This window comes from Embleya sp. NPDC127516 (assembly GCF_044765325.1).
Taxonomy (GTDB): domain Bacteria; phylum Actinomycetota; class Actinomycetes; order Streptomycetales; family Streptomycetaceae; genus Embleya.
Genome location: NZ_JBIWJT010000002.1, coordinates 299350 through 318262 on the forward strand (window position 1 = coordinate 299350; position 18913 = coordinate 318262).

12 protein-coding genes and 1 pseudogene are annotated in these 18913 nt (G+C 72.1%); 8 read left to right on the forward strand and 5 right to left on the reverse strand.

All coding sequences use genetic code 11. The features are described 5' to 3' along the window. Positions 1–150: 150 nt before the first annotated feature. Positions 151–642: a hypothetical protein gene (locus tag ACIRL2_RS03830; RefSeq protein ID WP_395872288.1), complete on the reverse strand. Its 492-nt coding sequence runs from the start codon at positions 640–642 to the stop codon at positions 151–153. Between the two features lie 256 nt (positions 643–898). Here ACIRL2_RS03830 and ACIRL2_RS03835 point away from each other — a divergent pair, with 256 nt between their 5' ends. The 3 genes from ACIRL2_RS03835 to ACIRL2_RS03845 all read left to right on the forward strand — a co-directional run bounded on the left by ACIRL2_RS03835 (position 899) and on the right by ACIRL2_RS03845 (position 5902). Further along, positions 899–2365 (forward strand): MFS transporter, encoded by a 1467-nt coding sequence (locus ACIRL2_RS03835; RefSeq protein ID WP_402229950.1) that lies wholly within the window; start codon positions 899–901, stop codon positions 2363–2365. Between the two features lie 169 nt (positions 2366–2534). Then, entirely contained in the window at positions 2535–3368 is an 834-nt protein-coding gene (locus ACIRL2_RS03840; protein WP_402229953.1) for an ABC transporter ATP-binding protein, read from the forward strand. Then, on the forward strand, positions 3368–5902 hold the full coding sequence (locus ACIRL2_RS03845) for an ABC transporter permease (RefSeq protein ID WP_402229955.1): 2535 nt from the start codon (positions 3368–3370) through the stop codon (positions 5900–5902). Before ACIRL2_RS03840 ends, ACIRL2_RS03845 begins: the two co-directional genes overlap by 1 nt. 118 nt (positions 5903–6020) lie before the next feature. On the opposite strand, the gene ACIRL2_RS03850 is transcribed toward ACIRL2_RS03845, so the two are convergent. Further along, positions 6021–6695 carry a response regulator gene (locus ACIRL2_RS03850; RefSeq protein WP_395872295.1) on the reverse strand — a complete coding sequence of 225 codons (675 nt, stop codon included), beginning with the start codon at positions 6693–6695 and terminating at the stop codon, positions 6021–6023. After that, entirely contained in the window at positions 6692–7957 is a 1266-nt protein-coding gene (locus tag ACIRL2_RS03855; protein WP_395872297.1) for a sensor histidine kinase, read from the reverse strand. Before ACIRL2_RS03855 ends, ACIRL2_RS03850 begins: the two co-directional genes overlap by 4 nt. 437 nt (positions 7958–8394) lie before the next feature. On the opposite strand from ACIRL2_RS03855, the gene ACIRL2_RS03860 reads away from it, so the two are divergent. From ACIRL2_RS03860 to ACIRL2_RS03870, 3 genes are all read left to right on the forward strand, one after another. After that, complete coding sequence (locus tag ACIRL2_RS03860) at positions 8395–9066, forward strand: DUF2269 family protein (RefSeq protein WP_402229959.1); 672 nt, start codon at positions 8395–8397, stop codon at positions 9064–9066. A 170-nt stretch (positions 9067–9236) separates the two neighbouring features. After that, positions 9237–10013, forward strand: a complete 777-nt coding sequence (locus ACIRL2_RS03865) for an ABC transporter ATP-binding protein (RefSeq protein WP_395872300.1) — start codon at positions 9237–9239, stop codon at positions 10011–10013. A 6-nt stretch (positions 10014–10019) separates the two neighbouring features. Beyond that, the gene (locus tag ACIRL2_RS03870) at positions 10020–12560 is read left to right on the forward strand and encodes an FtsX-like permease family protein (RefSeq protein WP_402229961.1); all 2541 of its coding nucleotides are present in this window, start codon (positions 10020–10022) and stop codon (positions 12558–12560) included. A gap of 348 nt (positions 12561–12908) precedes the next feature. On the opposite strand, the gene ACIRL2_RS03875 is transcribed toward ACIRL2_RS03870, so the two are convergent. Then, entirely contained in the window at positions 12909–16724 is a 3816-nt protein-coding gene (locus ACIRL2_RS03875) for an ABC transporter ATP-binding protein (protein WP_395874284.1), read from the reverse strand. Between the two features lie 239 nt (positions 16725–16963). Here ACIRL2_RS03875 and ACIRL2_RS03880 point away from each other — a divergent pair. Next, a pseudogene (locus ACIRL2_RS03880) lies at positions 16964–17324 on the forward strand (family 1 glycosylhydrolase); the annotation flags it as partial. Positions 17325–17641: 317 nt separating this feature from the next. Then, positions 17642–17845 (forward strand): hypothetical protein, encoded by a 204-nt coding sequence (locus tag ACIRL2_RS03885; protein ID WP_395874282.1) that lies wholly within the window; start codon positions 17642–17644, stop codon positions 17843–17845. 353 nt (positions 17846–18198) lie between these two features. On the opposite strand, the gene ACIRL2_RS03890 is transcribed toward ACIRL2_RS03885, so the two are convergent. Further along, a complete protein-coding gene (locus ACIRL2_RS03890) occupies positions 18199–18756 on the reverse strand; it encodes a heme-binding protein (RefSeq protein WP_395874280.1) in 558 nt (185 codons plus the stop codon). Positions 18757–18913: the final 157 nt, after the last annotated feature.

The window sequence follows — 18913 nt, forward strand, 5'->3', positions numbered from 1 at the left end:
GTGCCCGCCGGCCTCGTGCCGTGCCCGCCGGCCTCGTGCCGTGCCCGCCGGCCTCGTGCCGTGCCCGCCGGGTCTTGTGCCGTGCCCGCCGGGTCTTGTGGCGTGCCGGCCGGGCCGGCGTGTCGTGCCCCTCGGCCTCGCCGTCTCCGCCTACCGGCTCGTACCGTCCCCGACGTCGCTGTCGGTGCGTGCGGACAACCAATCCGGCCAGGGGACCGGCGGGTTGGGGAGCGGGGTGATGTCGCGCTCGGCACACAGGCGTTCGAAGCCCGCGCGGTCGGCGGGGACGGCCCGGGGGTCGCCGCACATGATCTCGTACAGGGTCGCGCCCTCGGGGCCGGCGATCAGGGGGCCGAACGCGGCGCCCTGTTCGAGGGTGATGTGAGTGCCGGTGGGGCACGGCCGGTCGCCGATCAGGACCTCGCCGGCCACGACGAAGACGTAGTGCTCGGACATGTGGCCGTGCCGTTCGACCACGACACCCGCGTCGTAGCGGGCGTAGATGACCAACCGCTCGGGGGACCACTCCAGGAACTTCTCCCAGACCGACGTGCGCCGGCCGCCGTGCGACTGGGCCTTGACCTCGTGCCACGGGGCCTCGGAGATGTGGGTGATGCGCAGTTCGGGTTCTCGATCCGCCACGGGGTTGTCCTCCCAAGAAGTGACGATGCGTCAGATCGATCTTGACACAGAATCGCAGCTTGGGATTTGCCCGATATTTGGCGTATTTCTGGCTCTTGCGCACCAAATACTTACAGGGAATTTACCCCCGGTGCTCCGCCCGGCGGTGATCACGTGTTCCGGGGGCGCATAAAGTCGGTTGATACACCCAACCAAAAACCCTGTCGCGGCCCACCGTGTGTCTCCGTCGGTGGCCCGTATATGTAAGGAACCAGTCTTGAAGAGCGCGCAGCAGGCGCCGTCCGCCACTGTCCCGCCCGCCGCACCCGGAACCCCGATCACGACCGCGCCCGCAGGCGTGAGCCGGACCGGGTTCGTCCTGCTCGTCCTGATCATGGGTGCGCTGACCTACTCGTTGCTCCAGTCGATGCTGGCGCCGGCCCTCCCGCAGATCCAGACCGAGATCGGCGCGAGCGCCGACGCGACCTCGTGGCTGATGACCGGCTACCTGCTGTGCGCCTCGGTGACCACGCCCGTCCTCGGGCGGCTGGGCGACATGTACGGCAAGAAGCGCCTGTTCGTGTTCACCATCGGCATGCTCGCGGTCGGTTCGCTGGTCTGCGCGCTGGCCGACTCGGTCGGCCTGATGATCATCGGCCGGGTGATCCAGGGCTTCGGCGGCGCGGTCTTCCCGCTCTCCTTCGGCATCGTGCGCGACGAGTTCCCGCCGGAGCGCCGGGCCGGTGCGATCGGCCTGATGTCCGCGATCATGGGCATCGGCGGCGGCATAGGCATCGTGGTCACCGGCCCGATCATGGACCACCTGTCCTACCACTGGCTGTTCTGGATCCCGATGGTGACCTGCCTGGTCACCGCGATCGCGTCGTGGTTCCTGATCCCCGAATCGCCGGTCCGGGTCAAGGCACGGATCCACTGGCTCGGCGGCGCGCTGATGTCGCTCGGCCTGGTCGGCGTACTGCTCGCGCTGAGCAAGGGCGAGTCCTGGGGCTGGGGCTCGGTGAACACCGTCGGCCTGTTCGCGGTCGGCATCGTCTTCCTCGGCCTTTGGGTGCTCGCCGAATCGCGCGCGGACGAACCGCTCGTGGACATGCGGGTGATGCGGCTGCGCGGGGTGTGGGCGACCAACCTCGGCGGCCTGCTCGTCGGTTTCTCGATGATGGCGGGCATGCTGCTCGTGCCGCGCTTCCTCCAGATGCCGGAGAGCACCGGCTACGGCTTCGGCACCACGGTGACCGTGTCCGGTCTGTACGTGCTCCCGCAGGCCTTCGCGATGTTGCTGATCGGCCCGATGGCGGGCGTGATCGACAAGCGCTTCGGCTCGAAGATGGCGATGGTCGCCGGCTGCGTGCTGATGGCCGCCGGGTTCGCGTTCCTGGCCGTCCTGCACACCAGCGGCCGGCACATCCTGCTCGCGATGTTCGTCTTCGGCATCGGCATCGGGCTCGCCATGTCGGCGATGGCCAACCTCATCGTCGGCGCGGTCCCGGTCGAGCAGACCGGCATCGCCACCGGCATCAACACGATCGCCCGCACCGTCGGCATGTCCTGTGCGAGCGCGATCTCCACGACGCTGCTCACCGCCAACCCCGGCCCCGGCGGACTGCCCGCCGAACGCGGCTTCGTGCTGACCTTCATCTGCGCCGCCGCGGCCGCGCTCGTCGCACTCGGGGTCACCTTCGTGGTGCCCAGCCGGGCCAAGCCGGGCGCCCGCCCCGTCGCCTGAGCATGTCGGTGGTGGGGCGGGCCGCACCACCCGCGTCCCGACCCCCCGCCCGGGGGTGGGGTTGTCCCCACCCCCGATCCGCGTGGTCGCACCCTCGTGCCGAAGGGGCGCCGATCCGTAGCGTCGAACCTGTTGGTTTCGACAGGCGTTACGGGTCACAGGAGGCACCATGTTCGGGCGAGGCGGCCGCGGTACACGACAGGCGAAGCGGGATGCCGCGAACTCGCCGCGGTACGTGGCGCCCGCGTCGGTCGACTGCGCGGTCCGGCTGGACGCGGTGACCAAGGCGTACGGCAAGGGCGAGTCGGCCGTGCACGCGCTGCGCGGCATCGACATGGCGATTCCCCGGGGTACCTTCACCGCCGTGATGGGCCCGTCCGGGTCCGGCAAGAGCACCTTCCTGCACTGCGCCGCCGGTCTGGACCGGCCGGACGGCGGCCGGGTGCTCCTGGGCACCGACGACCTGACCGCGATGAAGGAGAACGAGCTCACCCGGCTGCGCCGGACCCGACTCGGCTTCGTCTTCCAGGCGTTCAACCTGCTGCCCTCGCTCACGGTCGAGAAGAACGTGCTGCTGCCGCTGCGGTTGGCGGGCGTACGCGCCGACCGGCGGCGGGCCGCCGAGGTGCTCGCCATGGTCGGCCTCGACCGGCACTCCGGCCGTCGGCCGGCGCAACTGTCCGGCGGCCAACAGCAGCGCGTGGCGATCGCCCGGGCCCTGGTCACCCGACCCGACGTGCTCTTCGCGGACGAACCCACCGGCGCGCTGGACACCACCACCGCCGCCGAGGTGCTCTCGCTGCTGCGCCGGGCCGTGGACGAGACCGGCGCCACCATCGTGATGGTCACCCACGACCCGGTCGCCGCCTCCTACGCGGACCGGGTGGTCTTCCTGGCCGAGGGCAACCTCGCGGGCGAGCTGTACCGGCCCACCCCGGAGGCGATCGCCGCCCGGATGGTCGACCTGTCCCAGGTGAACGCACGGCAGGGATGGGCCGCCTGATGTCGTTGTTTCGACCCAACGGTCTCGCACGCACCTCGGTGCGCTTTCGGCCCGCGTCCTTCGCGGGCTCGTTCGTGGCGCTGCTGTTCGCCGCGATGCTGGTCACGATGTGCGGCGTGTTCATGGAGAGCGGGATCCGCGCGCACGCCACCACCGAGCGCTATGCCGACACGCCGGTCCTGGTCAGCGGGCCCAACGACGTGAGCAAGCGGTTGGGCAAGGGGGAGGGTACATACACCGAGTCGGCCCCGCTGCCCGAGCGGACCCGGCTCGACGCCGGGCTCGCCGGGCGGATCGCGGCCGTGCCGGGGGTGGGCTCGGTGATCCCCGACCTGACCTTCCCGGCGCAGACCGAGCGGGCCGTGGTGGACGGGCACGGGTGGTCCTCGGCGCCGTTGGCCGGTACCCGCGAGGGCACCGCGCCGCGTGCCGGTGAGGTCGTGTTGACCACCGACGCCGCCGGTTCGGCCAAGGTCGGCGACAGCGTGCGGTTGACCACGCCCGGCGGTGAGGTCGCGCTGCGGGTGAGCGGCGTGCTGCCGGGTCGGGGTGCGCACCTGTACGTACCCGACGCGGACGCGCAGCGGTTGGCCGGGCATCCCGGCACGGTCACCGCGATCGGCGTGCTTCCGGCGGCCGGCGCGGACACCGGCAAGGTTGCCCAGGACGTGCGGGCCGCACTGACGGGCACCGGTGCCAAGGTGTCCACCGGGGACGACCGCGGGGCGGCCGAGTACACCGACTTCGGGAACACCAAGGAGATGTTCACCGCGATCGGCGGCACCCTGGGCGGCATCGTGCTCATGGTGGCGATCTTCGTGGTCGCGGGCGCCACCGCGCTGTCGGTGGGGCAGCGCCGGCGCGACATCGCGCTGCTGCGCGCGGTGGGCGCCACGCCGTGGCAGATCCGCCGGATGATCGCCACCGAGACCGGTCTGGTGTCCCTGGTGGCGGGCGTCGTCGGGGTGCTGCCCGGCACGCTGCTGGCCCGCTGGTGGTTCTCCGCCATGGACGACCGGGGCCTGGTCGCGCACGGCGTCACGCTGTCGGTGGGCTGGATCCCGATGGTCGTGGCCGTCGGGGCGGGGACGCTGACCGCGCTGGGCGCGGGACTGCTCGCGGCGCGGCGCAGTGCGAAGATCAAGCCGACCGAGGCCCTGGGCGACGCCGCTGTCGAGCGGGTCTTCGTCGGCTGGATCCGACTGGTGCTCGGTCTCGGTGCGCTCGGCGGCGGAATCGCGGTGACCCGGATCGCGCTGAACGCGACCGGTGACGACGCGATCGCCGCGGCCGGCGGCGTGATCATGCTGTTCATGCTCGCGATCGGACTGCTCGGCCCGATCCTGGCGCACGTGTGCGTCTCGGTGTTCGGGTGGGTCGGGAGCCTGTTCGGCACCACCGGACAACTCGCGTTCGACAACGCCCGGGCCAACTCGCGGCGACTCGCGTCGGCGATCACCCCGATCGCGCTGGCGGTCGCCTTCGCGGCCACGCTGAGCTTCATGTTCGCGGCCGAGGATCACCACGCGAGTGTGCAGTCCCGGGACGCGATCACCGCCGATCGGGTGCTGGCCGGGCCGGGCTTCATTCCGCAGACCACCGCCAAGGTGGCCGGCACACCCGGTGTCGCTTCGGTGACGTCGGTGCTGAACACCGCGGTCGTGGTGGTCCGGGACGGCGGCCTGCAGAAGCAGAGCGCGCAGGGCATCGGGGGCACCGCGCAGGATCTGGCGAGCACGCTGGATCTGGGTGTGCGCGAGGGCAGCACCGACGCGCTGCGACCCGGTGCGCCGCAACCGGCGGGCGGAGCGGTCGCGTTGGACCGCGAGGTGGCATCGGCGCTGCACGGCAAGGTCGGCGAGCCGGTCTCGATGTGGCTCGGGGACGGTACCGCGATCGACCCGATCGTGGTGGCGATCTACGATCGCGGCCTGGGCACCGCCGGCGTGACGCTGCCGCGGGCCGCGGTCGAGACACACGTGGAGACGGCGCTGGACAGCCGGCTGCTGGTGCGGTTCGCCCCCGGCGCGGACACGCGGGCCGCGGACGCGGCGCTGACCGGTCTGACGCAGCGTCACCCGGGAGCGTCGGTACAGGACCGCGCCGCCTACGCGACCCAGGTCGACAAGGACCGCGAGACCAACAAGTGGCTGAACTACATCATGCTGGTCATCCTCGCGGGCTTCGCGACGATCGCCGCGATCAACACGATGGCGGTCACCACGGCGGCCCGGAACCGGGAGTTGGGCCTGATGCGGATGATCGGCAGCACCCACGGCCAGGTTCGGGCGGTGCTGCGGCGCGAGGCGATCATGGTCGGTGCGATCGGACTGGGGCTGGGCATGTCGGTGGCGATGGCCACCCTGGTGCCGTTCAACAAGGGCTCGTTCGACACCTCGACCCCGTACGTCCCGCTGCCGCTGTGCCTGGCGATCAGTGCGGCCGCCCTCCTACTGGCCCCGCTGACGGTGGCCCCGGTGGCCCGCCGGCTGCTGCGGTTGGCTCCGATCGACGCGGTCGGCGCCAAGGAATAGCGCGGTCCGTGCACCGACGCGAGCGGCGGACGGGCCGGCCCGCCCGGCGCTCGCGTCGGTGCGGCGTCGATGCCCGTGTCGGGTGCCGGGGTTGGGGTCGGCGACTCGCGTCGGCCGGTCACGGGGAGGTGCGGCCCGGGGTGACCAGGCCGGTCTCGTAGGCGAAGACCACCAGTTGGGCCCGGTCGCGCACGGACAGCTTGGTCATCGCGCGGCTGACGTGGGTCTTCGCGGTGAGCGGACTGAGCACCAGGTGCTCGGCGATCTCGTCGTTGGACAGGCCGCGACCGACCAGCCCGACGATCTCCCGCTCGCGCTCGGTGAGCAGCGCCAGTTCGGCGGCCGGCGCGGCGGTCGGGCGCGAGGCGCCGGCCGCGTACTCCTCGATCAACCGGCGGGTCACGTTCGGCGACAACAAAGCGTCGCCCGCCGCGACCACCCTTACCCCGCGCAGGAGTTCGGCCGGTTCGGTGTCCTTGACCAGGAAGCCGCTCGCGCCGTTGCGCAGCGCCTCGAAGACGTACTCGTCCAGGTCGAACGTGGTCAGGATGATCACCCGGACGTCGGTCAGCGCCGGATCCGCCGCGATCACCCGGGCCGCCTCCAGACCGTCCATGCCCGGCATCCGGATGTCCATCAGCACGACGTCGGGGCGCAGTTCGCCGGTGAGTCGGACCGCCTCGCCGCCCTCGCCCGCCTCGCCCACGACCTCCATGTCCGGCTGCGCGGCCAGCAGGGCCCGAAAGCCCGCGCGCACCAGCGCCTGGTCGTCGGCCAGCACCAACCTGATCATGCGTCCCCCTCGATGGACTGCGCCGGACCGCCCGCGTTCGCCGCCGATCCGGTCGGCGGATGTCCACCGCCATCATGCCCGTCGGCGCGATCACCGTAGGGGAGGTGCGCCTGAACGCGGAAGCCGCGCCCGGGAACCGGCCCCGCGACACAACGGCCACCGAGCGCGGCGGCCCGCCGGCGCATGCCGTGCAGCCCGTTGCCGCCGGAGACCAGCGCATCGGCGGGAGCCGACCTCGACTCGGGCCGCACGCCTCGACCGTTGTCGCGGACCGACAGCTCCAACCCGCTCTCCCCATAGGTCACGCCCACCACGGCGTCGCTCGCCGCGGCGTGCCGCAGGGTGTTGGTCAACGCCTCCTGCACGATCCGATACGCCGCCAGGTCCACCGCCGAAGTCAACGGGCGCGCGGTGCCCGAGCGCTCGACCCGGACGGTCAGCCCGCCGGCGGACGTACGCGCGACCAGCTCGTCCAGCCGGTCCAGGCCCGCGGTGGGCGCGCGTGGGGCGCCGTCCGGACCCGAGCGGTCCACCGAGTCGCCCTTGAGGATGTCCAGCACCGAGCGCAGTTCGCCCAGCGCCTCGCGGCTCGCGTACTTGACCGCGGTCAGTGCCTCCCGGGCCTGCTCGGGCGACGAGTCCATCAACTCCAGGCCCACCGACGCCTGCACGTTCATCAGCGAGATGTGATGGGCGAGCACGTCGTGCAACTCGCGGGCGATCCGCAACCGTTCGTCGCCCGCCCGGCGCCGCTCGGCCTCGGCCAGGCCGAGCGACTGCACGCGGGCCCGCTGCGCCTCGGCGGCGTTGAAGGCGCGGCGCAGCCGAACCATCTCGCCGATGCCCGCGAGCACCAGCAGCCACGCGGCGATGCCCAGCGCGGGCGCGACGTCGGGCGTGGCCTCCGAGGTCAACAGCGGCGAGATCCACACGAAACCGGTGTAGCCCAGCACGAGGACCACATACGACAGGAGGCGTAGACCGGCGGCGAACGCGCTCCACAGCGCGATGATCATCGCCAGGAAGATCGGCCCGCGCGGATAGTCGAGCGACGTATAGAGCAGTGCCGAGCCGACCGCCACCAGGAGCACGCCCGCCGGGTGGCGGCGGCGCACGGCCAGGGCCAGCGGGCCGAGCGCGATCAGCAGCACGCCCCACACGTCAAGATCCCGCGGGGCGTCCGGCTGGCGGTGGGCCGCGAAGGCCGTCGCGGCCACTTGCACCACACACACCAGCAGCGCGAGCGCGACGTCGCGCACCACGCGGGGCACCGGACCGAGGAGGTGCTCGAGCCAGCGCGCGCCGGGGCGGGAAACCCGCGACCACGGTGATCCGGGCCGCGAGCCCGGGCGCCGGGTCGGGGGATTCGAGGGGCTCGTCATGTGATCAACGGTAGGGGGAGTGGGCGGCGTCGCGCGTCGGCTGCGCGTGGGCTTGTCGGCTGCTCCCGGGGGAGCAGACGAAGCGCTGTCGGCTGCTCCCCCGGGAGCAGGAAGACGCTGGTCGACGGGCCCTTCGACCTGCCCGGGCAGCAGGCCCGGTGCATCCCCGGGCCGGACGCCGGCCGGGGCGCGAATCGCGAGAGTTGACCTTGTCGACGAGGCCCCGGAACGAACCCGGTTTCCGCACCTCGCCGCCGCGGCCCGGGCCCTTCGCCCGACCTCGCGTCCGTGTCCCGCACCACTTCCAGGAGGTCACTGTGAACGCGTCCCCGACGACCGGGAACCGGCGCTTCCCGAGGTCCGTCCGCAGGGCGGTCAACTCCGGGCACGTCGTGTTCGCGGTCGGTCTCCTGGGTGTCGAGTGGGTCATGCTGCTGATCGGCATCGTGGCCCGGTCGACCGACGACCCGGCCCTGCGCCACGGCGCGTATCAACTCATGCGGATCTTCGCTTTGGCGGGCGGCATCCCGTTCGCCGTGTTGTCCCTGATCACCGGTGTGCTGCTGTGCCTGTACACGCCGTGGGGGCTGTGGCAACACCTGTGGATCAAGGTCAAGATCGTGCTGCTGGTCGCGGTGATCGTGACCGGCGCCGCCGTGGTGAGCCAGTTCGCGCACCGGCTGATCGCCGCCTCCGCGTCCGATGGGAACGCGGACGCGCTGCCGCCGCTGCAGACCTGGCACCTGGTCGTGGTGATCTTCCAGCTGGTCGCGCTGATCGTCTCGACGGCGCTGTCCGTGTTCAAGCCCTCGGGCGACCGCGGCCGAGGCCGGCCCCGGGCGCGCCGCCGCGCCGAGAACGCCCCGAGGGACCGCTCGACCGCGTCCGACCCGACCGGGGAGGTGGCCGGCGCTCGCGAATCCGTCGGCGTGGGCCGATCCACGCCTGGGCTCCGGTCCTCGGCGCCGGTTCGCAATCCGGTCGCATAGCACCGATCCGTACGGCCGCCCGGCTCCGGTTCGGAGCAACCGGCCCGGGGGCCGGTCCGACCGGTCCGCGATACCGGTCCGCGACAGCGGTTCGTAGTACCGATCCGCGGTCCCGGTCCACGGCACTCGTCCCGTCCCGCACGTCCGTTCTCTCTCCGACAAGGATCGTCATGACCACGAGCATCGACCCCAACTCCTACGCGGCGCGCGCCGAACGCGTCTCGCGGGTGCACGGCGACGGGGACACCACCGTGCGCGCCCTGGACGACGTCAGTATCGGCTTCCCACGCGGCCGGTTCACCGCCGTGATGGGTCCCTCCGGCTCCGGCAAGTCCACCCTGCTGCACTGCCTGGCCGGACTCGACGAGGTCAGCGACGGCGCCGTCTTCCTCGGTGACACCGAACTGGGTGCACTGACCGACCGGCAGCTCACCCGGCTGCGTCGGGACCGGATCGGGTTCGTCTTCCAGGCATTCAACCTGCTGCCCACGATGACCGCGCTGGAGAACATCGTGCTGCCCGCGTCGCTGGCCGGCCGCAAGGCGGACCAGGGCTGGCTGGACCGGGTGGTCGCGGCGGTCGAGTTGGACCGGCGACTGCACCACCGGCCCGGCGAGCTCTCCGGCGGGCAGCAGCAGCGGGTCGCGGTGGCCCGGGCACTGGTCGGCCGGCCGGAGATCGTGATGGCGGACGAGCCGACCGGCAACCTCGACTCGCGCTCGGGCGCCGAGGTGCTCACGCTGCTGCGCGACGCGGTGGACGAACTCGACCAGACCGTGCTGATGGTCACCCACGACCCGGTCGCCGCCGGCTACGCGGACAGCGTGGTCTTCCTGGCCGACGGCCGGATCGCGGACCACATGCAGGAGCCCACTCCGGATCGGGTGCTCGACCGGATGAAGGCGTTCGACCGCGTCGCCGCCGGTGCCGGCGCCCGAGGGGAGTGACCCGCGATGCTGATTCGTCTCTCGCTCGCCAACCTGTGGGCCCGCAAACGCCGGCTCGTGGGACTCGCCCTGGCGGTGCTGCTCGGCACGGCCTTCCTCTCCGGCGCGCTGGTGCTCGCCGACACGATGAACTCCTCCATCGGCGGGCTGATCCGGGACAGCGGCGCCGGTACCGACGTGGTGGTGCGCAACGCGACCTCGGTGACCGACGACCCGGGCACCCAGCGCGGCGGCATCGACGCGGCGCTGGTGGACCGGGTCCGGGCGGTGCCCGGCGTCGCGGGCGCCGAGCCGGTGATCCAGGGATACGGCCAGGTGGTCGGCAAGGACGGCAAGGCGCTCACCGGCAACGGTCCGCGGATGGCGGGCAACTGGGTGCCCGACCCGGCCCTGACGCCCTATCGTCTGGCCGCCGGCCGGGCGCCGGCGGCGCCCGACGAGGTGGTGATCGACCGGGCCACCGCCAAACAGGGGCACCTGGAGCCCGGCGACCGGGTCACCGTGCTGACCCCGGGACCGGTCCCGGTCACCATCGTGGGCGTCGCCACCTTCGGTGACCTGGACGCCTTCGGCGGCGGCTCCTACACGGCGTTCGACCTCGACGGCGCGCGGCAGCACGTGCTGCGCGATCCCGGCAAGGTCGGCACGATCGCGGTGCGCGCGGCGGCCGGCACCGACCAGAAGGAATTGGCCGCGCGGATCCAGCGGGCGCTGCCCGCCGACGTCCAGGCGGTGCCCGGCAGTGTGGCCACCGGCGAGGCGGTGTCCGCCGTGGAGGACGGCTTCCTGAGCGTCTTCCGTACCTTCCTGACCGTCTTCGCCGCGATCGCGCTGGTCGTCGCGGCCTTCTCGATCAATCACACGTTCTCCGTGGTCGCCGCGCAGCGCACCCGGGAGGTGGCGCTGATGCGGGCCCTGGGCGCGAGCCGCGGCCAGGTGTTGCGACAGGCGCTGATCGAGGCCGTCGTGATCGGTGTGGTGGCGTCCGCACTCGGCCTCGCGGCCGGGCTCGGGCTGGCCGCCGGACTCAAGGAGCTCTTCGCCGGGCTCGGCTTCGAACTGCCGGCCCGCGGGCTGACGTTCAAGGCGACCACCGCGTTGACGGTGTTGCCGGTGGGCATCGTGGTGACGGCGTTCGCGGCCCTGGTGCCGGCGGTGCGCGGCTCGCGGGTGGCGCCGGTGACCGCGCTGCGCGGAGCGGGCGCGGAGCGCGTCGAACTGCCTCGGCGCCGGTTGATCGCGGGCCTGGTGCTGCTGGCCGCCGGCCTCGGCGTGGGCATCGTCGGCGGCGGCCTGGTGGGTCTGGCGATCGCCGCCCCGGCGCTGCTCGCGGGTGTCCTGCTGGTTGCCCCGGCGGGCATTCGGGCGGCCGGTGGACCGCTCACCGCACTGCTGCCGCGACTGCGCGGCGCACCCGGTGCGTTGGCCCGGGGCAACCTGCTGCGCAGTCCGCGCCGGACCGCCGGCGCGGCCACCGCGATGTTGCTCGGGATCGCCATTGTCACGCTGTTCGCCGTATTCGCGGCCTCGCTCAAGGAGGGCGCCGGCGAGCAGACCCGGAAGGTGATCGCCGGCCAACTGGTGATCGGCGGATCCTCGCCGGGCGGTTGGGCCGGCGGCGGCCACAGTCCGGAACTCACCAGCAAGGCAGCCGAGTTGCCCGGAGTCGAGGCGGCGACCGGGATTCGCAACGCGGGCGCGCTCGTGGACGGGCACGGCCGGCAGTTGTTGGCCGTGGACTCGGCCCGGCTGGACCGGCTGTTCGATCTCGACGTGCGTGACGGTCGGGTGACCGGGCTCGGTGTGAACGGCATGGCGGTGTCCGAGGATGCCGCGAAGGACCGCGGTTGGCGGCTCGGTTCGACCGCGGAGGTCACCTTCCCGGACGGCGCGCGACAGACGTTCACGGTCACCGGGTTGTACGACCGCACGGCCGTGCTCGGCGACTACCTGATCGATCGTCTCGCCTGGGAGCCGCACGCGGACGCGGCGCTGGACGCGGCGACGGTGTTGCGGTTGGCGCCCGGTGCCTCGACCGACGCGGTCAAGGCCGAGGTGCGGCGGTTGGCGAAGGACTACGGCGCGCCGCCGGTGCGCGATCGTGAGGGGTTCGTGGCCGCGCGTGCCGCGATGTTGCAGACGCTGGTCGCGGTGGTCTACGTGCTGCTCGCGCTCGCGTTGGTGATCGCGCTCGGCGGGATCGCGAACACGCTGTCCCTCGCCGCCCACGAACGCACCCGTGAGCTCGGGTTGTTGCGGGCGATCGGAGCCGCGCGGGCGCAAGTGCGGTCGGCGCTGCGTTGGGAGTCCACGTTGGTTGCGGTGATCGGGGCGGTGGCCGGGCTCGTGGTGGGTCTGTTCCTGGGCTGGGTCGCGATTGGGGCGATCGGCGGGGCGAACACGGGGGCGGCGCTTCCCTTCTCGGTGCCCACGGTGCAATTGGCCGTGCTGGTGGGGGTTGGCACGATCGGTGGGTTGGCCGCCGGGGCGAGGCCCGCTGCGCGGGCTGCGCGGTTGCCGGTCTTGCGCTCGATTGCGACCGAGTAGGTTTCGCGTTTCGTCCTCGTCGGCGGTTGCTTGGTCGGCGCCTGGGGTTGGGTTGGCTGGGTTGGCCTCAAGCGCCGGCCGGGCTGGGTTGGCCTCAAGCGCCGGCCGGGCTGGGTTGGCCTCAAGCGCCGGCCGGGCTGGGATTGCTCGGGCGGCGTTTTGGGGTTGCCGTGCGTGGGAGTTGGCTCAGGTGGCCTCAAACGCCGGCCGGGCTGGGATGTTGCCCGGTCGGTGTTTTGGGGTTGCGGTGGGTGGGAGTTGGCTCTGGTGGCCTCAAACGCCGGCCGGGCTGGGTTGGCGTCGAGCGCCGGCCGGGCTGGGCTCGGGTGTGGGTTGGCCGTGGGTGGGTCAGGCTGCGTGTTGGGTTGTGCCGGTGAAGGCTGCCCATAGGGAGGCGTAGGGGCCTTGGCGGGTGAGGAGTTCGGTGTGGGTGCCGAGTTCCACCACTTGGCCTCGGTCGATGACGGCGATGCGGTCGGCGCGGGCGGCGGTGGTGAGGCGGTGGGCGACCACGAGCGTGGTGCGGCGGCCGGTGAGGGCCTCGGTGGCGCGGGTGACGGCGGCCTCGGTGGCCAGGTCGAGTGCGGCGGTAGCCTCGTCGAGCAGGAGGATGTCCGGGTCGACCAGGTAGGCCCGGGCCAGCGCGATCAACTGGCGCTGGCCCGCCGACAGGTTGCGGCCGCGCTCGCCGACGGCGTGGAGGTAGCCCCCGTTCAGCTCGGCGATGGCGGCGTGCGCGCCGACCGCGCGGGCGGCTGCCTCGACTTCGGCGTCGGTGGCCTGCGGGCGGCCGTACGCGATGGCGTCCCGCACGCTGCCGGGCGCCAGGTAGGCCTCCTGCGGGACGATGCCCAGGCGGTGCCGGTAGTCCGCGAGGTCGTAGTCGCGCACGTCCACCCCGTCCACCAGGACCGCGCCCGAGGTCACGTCGTAGAACCGGGCCACCAGCTTGACCAGGGTGGACTTGCCCGCGCCGGTCTCTCCGACCAGCGCGACCGTCTCGCCCGGCTCGATGTCCAGCGTGACGCCCGACAACACCTCGGGCGAACCCATCACCGCCGCCGCGCCCTCGCCCGACTCGTCGGTGTCCCCGAACGCGGGCGTGTTGTACGCGAACCGCACATCCCGGAAGCTGATCGCCCCCTTGAGCCCACTCGTGGGCACCGGAACCGGTACGGCCGGAGGCGGCGTCGTGGTGGGCGTGCGCAGCAGATCGCGAATCCGCCGCAGCCCCACCGCCGCCTGCTGGTAGCCGTCGAACACCTGCGAGAGTTGCTGGATCGGCGAGAAGAACATGTCGATGTAGAGCAGGTACGCGATCAACGCGCCCGCCGACAACGTCCCGCCGCCCACCCGATGCGCGCCGACGATCAGCGCGATGCCCGCCGCGAGGTTGGACAGGAACTGCCCGAACGGGAAGTACAGCGCGATGTAGCGCTGGGCCCGCAGCCGCGACGCGCGGTAGTCGTCGCTGCGTTCGGCGAACCGCTCCCGGTTGCGGCCCTCGCGGCGAAACGCCTGCGACACCCGCAACCCGGCGACGTTCTCCTGGAGATCGGCGTTGACCACGCTGACCTTCTCGCGCGCCTCCGTGTACGCCTTGGACGACTTGGACCGGAACACCACGGTGGCCGCGATCAGGATCGGCAGCACGCTCATCACGATCAGCCCGAGTTCCCAGTCCAGCACGAGCAGCGCGACCATGATCCCGAAGAAGGTCAGCACGCTGACCACCGCGCTGACCAGCCCGGTCTGCAGGAACGTGGACAGCGCGTCCACGTCGGTGGTCATCCGGGTCATGATCCGCCCGGACAACTCGCGTTCGTAGTAGTCCAGTCCCAGCCGTTGCAGGTGCGCGAAGGTCTTCACCCGCAGCGTGTACAACAACCGCTCGCCGGTGCGGCCCGCGATCAGGGCCTGGGCGACGTTGACGAACCAGTCGGCGATCACGATCACCACCGCGATCAGCGACACCGTCATGATCGCGCCGGTGGCCCCGTCGTCGATGCCCCGGTCGATCCCGTCCCGGATCAGCGCCGGCAGCGCGAGCTGGGCGCCGGTGTCCAGGATCACCAGGACCAGACCGAGCAACAGCACCCACCGGAACGGCCGCAGCAGCGAGCGCAGATCGAACGCCGAGTCCGAGCGGCGCGCCTGCGCGTCGTCCACACCGGGCCGATCGGTGGCGGGCGGGAGCTTGTCCACCTGGGCGAGCAACTCCGGCGTGGCCTGGAGCATCGCCGCCCACCCGCCCGGACCGCCGCGCGTCGCGCTCGCGGCGACCACGCCGGCCGGGTCCTCGGGCGCCGTGTCGGTCGTCGCCGAGCGGTCCCACAGCGCGGGCGTGACCCCGCTCGCGTCGGGCGGCGCGACCGACGCGGCGAGTGAGAGCGACTCGTGCGCGTCCACACCCTCGGCGTCCTCGCCCGGCCCGGACAGCAGCAGCCGGTACAGCGGGCAACGCGCGCTGAGTTCGTCGTGGCTGCCCACGTCCACCAGCCGGCCCCTGTCCAGGACGGCGATCCGGTCGGCCAGTTGTAGTGTCGAGCGGCGGTGCGCGACCAGGATCGTGGTGCGCCCGGCCATCACCCGGTGCAGCGTGGCGTGGATCTCCGCCTCGACCTTGGGGTCCACCGCCGACGTTGCGTCGTCCAGCAGCAGGATCCTCGGGTCGGTGAGCAACGCCCGTGCGAGCGATACCCGTTGCCGTTGCCCACCGGACAGGGTCAGCCCCTGTTCGCCGACCACCGTGTCGTAACCGGCCGGCAGTTCGCGGATGAACGCGTCGGCCTCGGCCGCCCGCGCCGCCGCGAGCACCTGCTCCTCGGTCGCGTCCGGCCGGCCGTACGCGATGTTGGCCCGCACGGTGTCCGAGAACAGGAAGCTGTCCTCCATCACCAGCCCGATCGCGGAACGCAGCGAGTCGAAGGTCAGGTCCCGGACGTCGTGCCCGTCCACCAGGATCGCGCCGGACTGCACGTCGTAGAACCGGGGCAACAACATCGACACGGTGGACTTGCCCGATCCGGACGTGCCCACCAGGGCCAGCGTCTCGCCCGGCTCCACCCGCAGCGACAGCCCGTCCAGGACCGGCCGCGAGGCGACATAGCCGAACCGCACGTCGGCCAACTCCACCGAGGCGGCCACCACCGGCAGCACCTCGGCGTCCGGTTTCTCGGTCACGATCGGCTGGGAGTCGATCACCTCGAAGATGCGCTCGACGCTGGCCCGCGCCTGTTGCCCGAAGGTCAACAGACTCGAGAGCATCCGCACCGGCCCGACCAACTGGCCCAGGTAGGTGGAGAAGGCGAGGAAGGTGCCCAGGGTGATCTCGCCCCGGACGGCCAACCAGCCGCCGAGCGCGAGTACGCCGACCTGGCCGAGTGCGGGGATCGCCGCAAGCGTCGGGGTGTACCGGCTGTTCAACCGGACCGAGCGCAACCGGGAGGCGAACAGCCTGCGTCCGGCCGTCTCCAGCCGATCCAGCTCCTGCTCCTCCTGCCCGAAGCCCTTGACCACGCGGACCCCGGTGACCGCGCTGTCCACGACGCCGGCCAGTGCGGCGGCGTCCTGCTGGGCCTGCCAGGTGGCCGGGAACAGTCGCTTCCGGGAGAGGTAGGCCACCGCGAACAATCCCGGCCCCACCGCCAGCGACACCAGCGTCAGCAACGGCGACAACCAGAACATCACGCCGAGCGAGATGACGAACAACAACACGTTGCCGGTCATCATCGGGATCATCGACAGGAAGCCTTGGACCATCGTCACATCGGAGATGCCCCGGCTGACGATCTGCCCGGTCTGCAGCTGGTCCTGTCGCGCGCCGTCCAGCCGGGACAGCGCGCCGAAGATGCGCGTGCGCAGGTCGTACTGCACGTCCAGGGACAACTTGCCGCCGACATAGCGCCGGGCGAACGCACAACCGAAGGTCACCGCGGCCGCGCCCAGCAGCAGCACCGACAGCGGCACCAGCCCGCCCAACTCGCCGGCGACCGCGTCGTCGACCACCTCGCGCTGCACCAGTGGGACCAGCGCGGTGACCGCCATGCCGACCAGGGAGGCGCCGAACGCGATCAGCACGCTGCTCCGATACCGCCACGAGGCGGCCATCAGTCGACGCAGCCAGCCGTGTTCGGGGCGGCCTGGCGCGGGTCCGGTTGTCATAGCCAACCATTGTAAATTGTTAACCGAGGAAACGATGTTCGGATGACCCGATCACACCCTGGACCGCGCGCACCGTCCGCGCCATCATGGGCCGCGATCCGACGCCCGACCGCAACCGCCCACCCGAGCCCCGGCGGACCGGCCCGCAGCGCCGGCGGACCGGCTCCGCAATGTCGGGCAGCCCTCGAACCCGCACACCCGACGACAACCCGACCGTGATCGCCGAGGGCGAGCCGGGCGCGCCGCTGCCGTTCTCGATGGTGGAGATCACCGGCGTGCCGCGTACCGCGTTCGACTGGCCGGTAGTGCCCGAATGATTGACCACGCTGCCGACCGGGCTCGGCGCGCTATGGCGACGCGTTGCCGCCGATCCGGATCACCGCGGAGGGGTGCTCGACCGCCGAGGGTCTCGACGACCCGGAACGCGTCGCGTTCCCGGATGGGCATATCGCCGCGGTGGGCGCGGCGGGCAAAGCCGGAATCGACATCCGCGGCTATTTCGTCGGGTCCCTGCCGGACGACTTCGAATGGGCCGAGGTCTATCACCAACGCTTCGGCTTGATCCATGTCGACTTCCCGACCGGGACCCGGACACCGTGAGCTTCCTATCACTGGTTGCGCGAGCGAATCGGTGTCGGGCGGCCCGGATAACGCCCGGCACCGGACATGGACACGCACGGGAGCGCGCAGGCGCACAATCCTCACCCTTCCGAGTGAAATTGCGTGTCCTGGGCCCTGGGCCAACCGATGACGTCACCCGGGAGGGCGAACGGCGTCTTTTCCTTTGCCGACAAAACCTTAGAGTTGCCGCGCCGCCATGAAATCCCCGGGCGGTGCGGCGGAGCCGTGTCCGGAATTCCGGTGCGCGGCGGGACGCCGACTCGTTTCCCCCGACGTCCCCGGTGAAGGGCAATTCCATGGTCAAGCACGGATTTCGCAAGGCGGCCGTGATCGTCACGGCGGTCATCTTCGGCTCGATGGCCTCGCTGTACATTCCCGCGGCGCGCGCCGCGCAGACGCCCCGCGAGCCGCTGACGCCGGACAGCTTCCTGCCCGCGCAGTTGCTGCTGCCCTTCCAGAGCGCGGTGTTCAACGTCCAGGGCGCGGTGGCCTTCGGCTGACCGCGCGCCGATCGCGCCGATCGCGCCGACCGCGCCGACCGCGTGTCGACCGCGCGCCGACCACCGCCGGGTTCGCGACCGGCCGATCCCGGAGCCGAGGGGCGACGGAGCGGCGCCTCGTCCCCTCGGCCCGGGGATCGACCCGGGTCCGCGATGTTCCCCGGCGGTCGGCCGCTCGAACGCTCGGTGGTTCGACGGCGGGCCCGCTCGAACACCAACGGCCCGAGCACCCAGGGCCCGAGCACCCAGGGCCTCGAACACCACCGCCTCGAACACCCACCGCCTCGAACACCCAGCGGCTCGACCGCTCGGCGGCCCGATCTCCGGGTCGCCCGACCGCTCGGCCGCGTCGGCTACTTCAGTTGACCGGCGATCGCCTTGAGGCCCTCGGCGGCGTACTTCTCGTCCAAGTCGCCGCCGGGAGCACCTGCCACCCCGATGCCCACGATCGGGGCGCCGTCCACGGCGACCGGCACCGCGCCGGCCAGGAACAGCGTGCCCGGGATGTCCCGCAGCGACGCGCCCGGCGCGGTGACCCGCTGGGCCAGCGTCGAGGTCGGGGCGTTCCAGGACACGGCGGTGTACGCCTTGCGCCGCGCCGACTCCTCCGACTGCGGGCCCGCGCCGTCGCCCTTGAGCACCACACGCGTGGAGCCGTCCCGGGCGACCACGACCACGGTGACCTTCTGGCCCTCCTTCTCGGCGGCGTCGAGCGCGGCCTGGGCCGCCTTGCTCGCGGCGTCCACGCCGAGCGTCTTGACCGACACCACGGCGGGCGCGGGGCGCTCGTCGTGCTTGGCCTCGGTCGTGCCGGGCACCTGGGCCGCCGCGACACCGGCGGTGACCGCGCCGACCGCCGCGAGCGAGAAGACCCCGGTCAGAACCCGACCACGCGTCGAGAAGTTGCTCATCGTCCGTACCTCTTTCACATTTCTGCGTCGTTCCCGGGCGGTTGCCCCGATGCCTCCACACTCCCGTCGATCCGCCCGTCCGCCATCGGCAAAGCCGCCGGTCCCGGCGCGCCGGTCGGGCGGTGCGAGGATCAACCGATCGGCTGATCCGGACCCG

What these genes read in the sequence shown, in the direction of transcription:
- ACIRL2_RS03885 (WP_395874282.1), top strand. Translation starts at nt 17,642, where the DNA reads ATGGTCAAGCACGGATTTCGCAAGGCGGCCGTGATCGTCACGGCGGTC.
- ACIRL2_RS03865 (WP_395872300.1), top strand. Translation starts at nt 9,237, where the DNA reads ATGACCACGAGCATCGACCCCAACTCCTACGCGGCGCGCGCCGAACGC.
- ACIRL2_RS03870 (WP_402229961.1), top strand. Translation starts at nt 10,020, where the DNA reads ATGCTGATTCGTCTCTCGCTCGCCAACCTGTGGGCCCGCAAACGCCGG.
- ACIRL2_RS03890 (WP_395874280.1), bottom strand. Translation starts at nt 18,756, where the DNA reads ATGAGCAACTTCTCGACGCGTGGTCGGGTTCTGACCGGGGTCTTCTCG.
- ACIRL2_RS03845 (WP_402229955.1), top strand. Translation starts at nt 3,368, where the DNA reads ATGTCGTTGTTTCGACCCAACGGTCTCGCACGCACCTCGGTGCGCTTT.
- ACIRL2_RS03840 (WP_402229953.1), top strand. Translation starts at nt 2,535, where the DNA reads ATGTTCGGGCGAGGCGGCCGCGGTACACGACAGGCGAAGCGGGATGCC.
- ACIRL2_RS03875 (WP_395874284.1), bottom strand. Translation starts at nt 16,724, where the DNA reads ATGACAACCGGACCCGCGCCAGGCCGCCCCGAACACGGCTGGCTGCGT.
- ACIRL2_RS03850 (WP_395872295.1), bottom strand. Translation starts at nt 6,695, where the DNA reads ATGATCAGGTTGGTGCTGGCCGACGACCAGGCGCTGGTGCGCGCGGGC.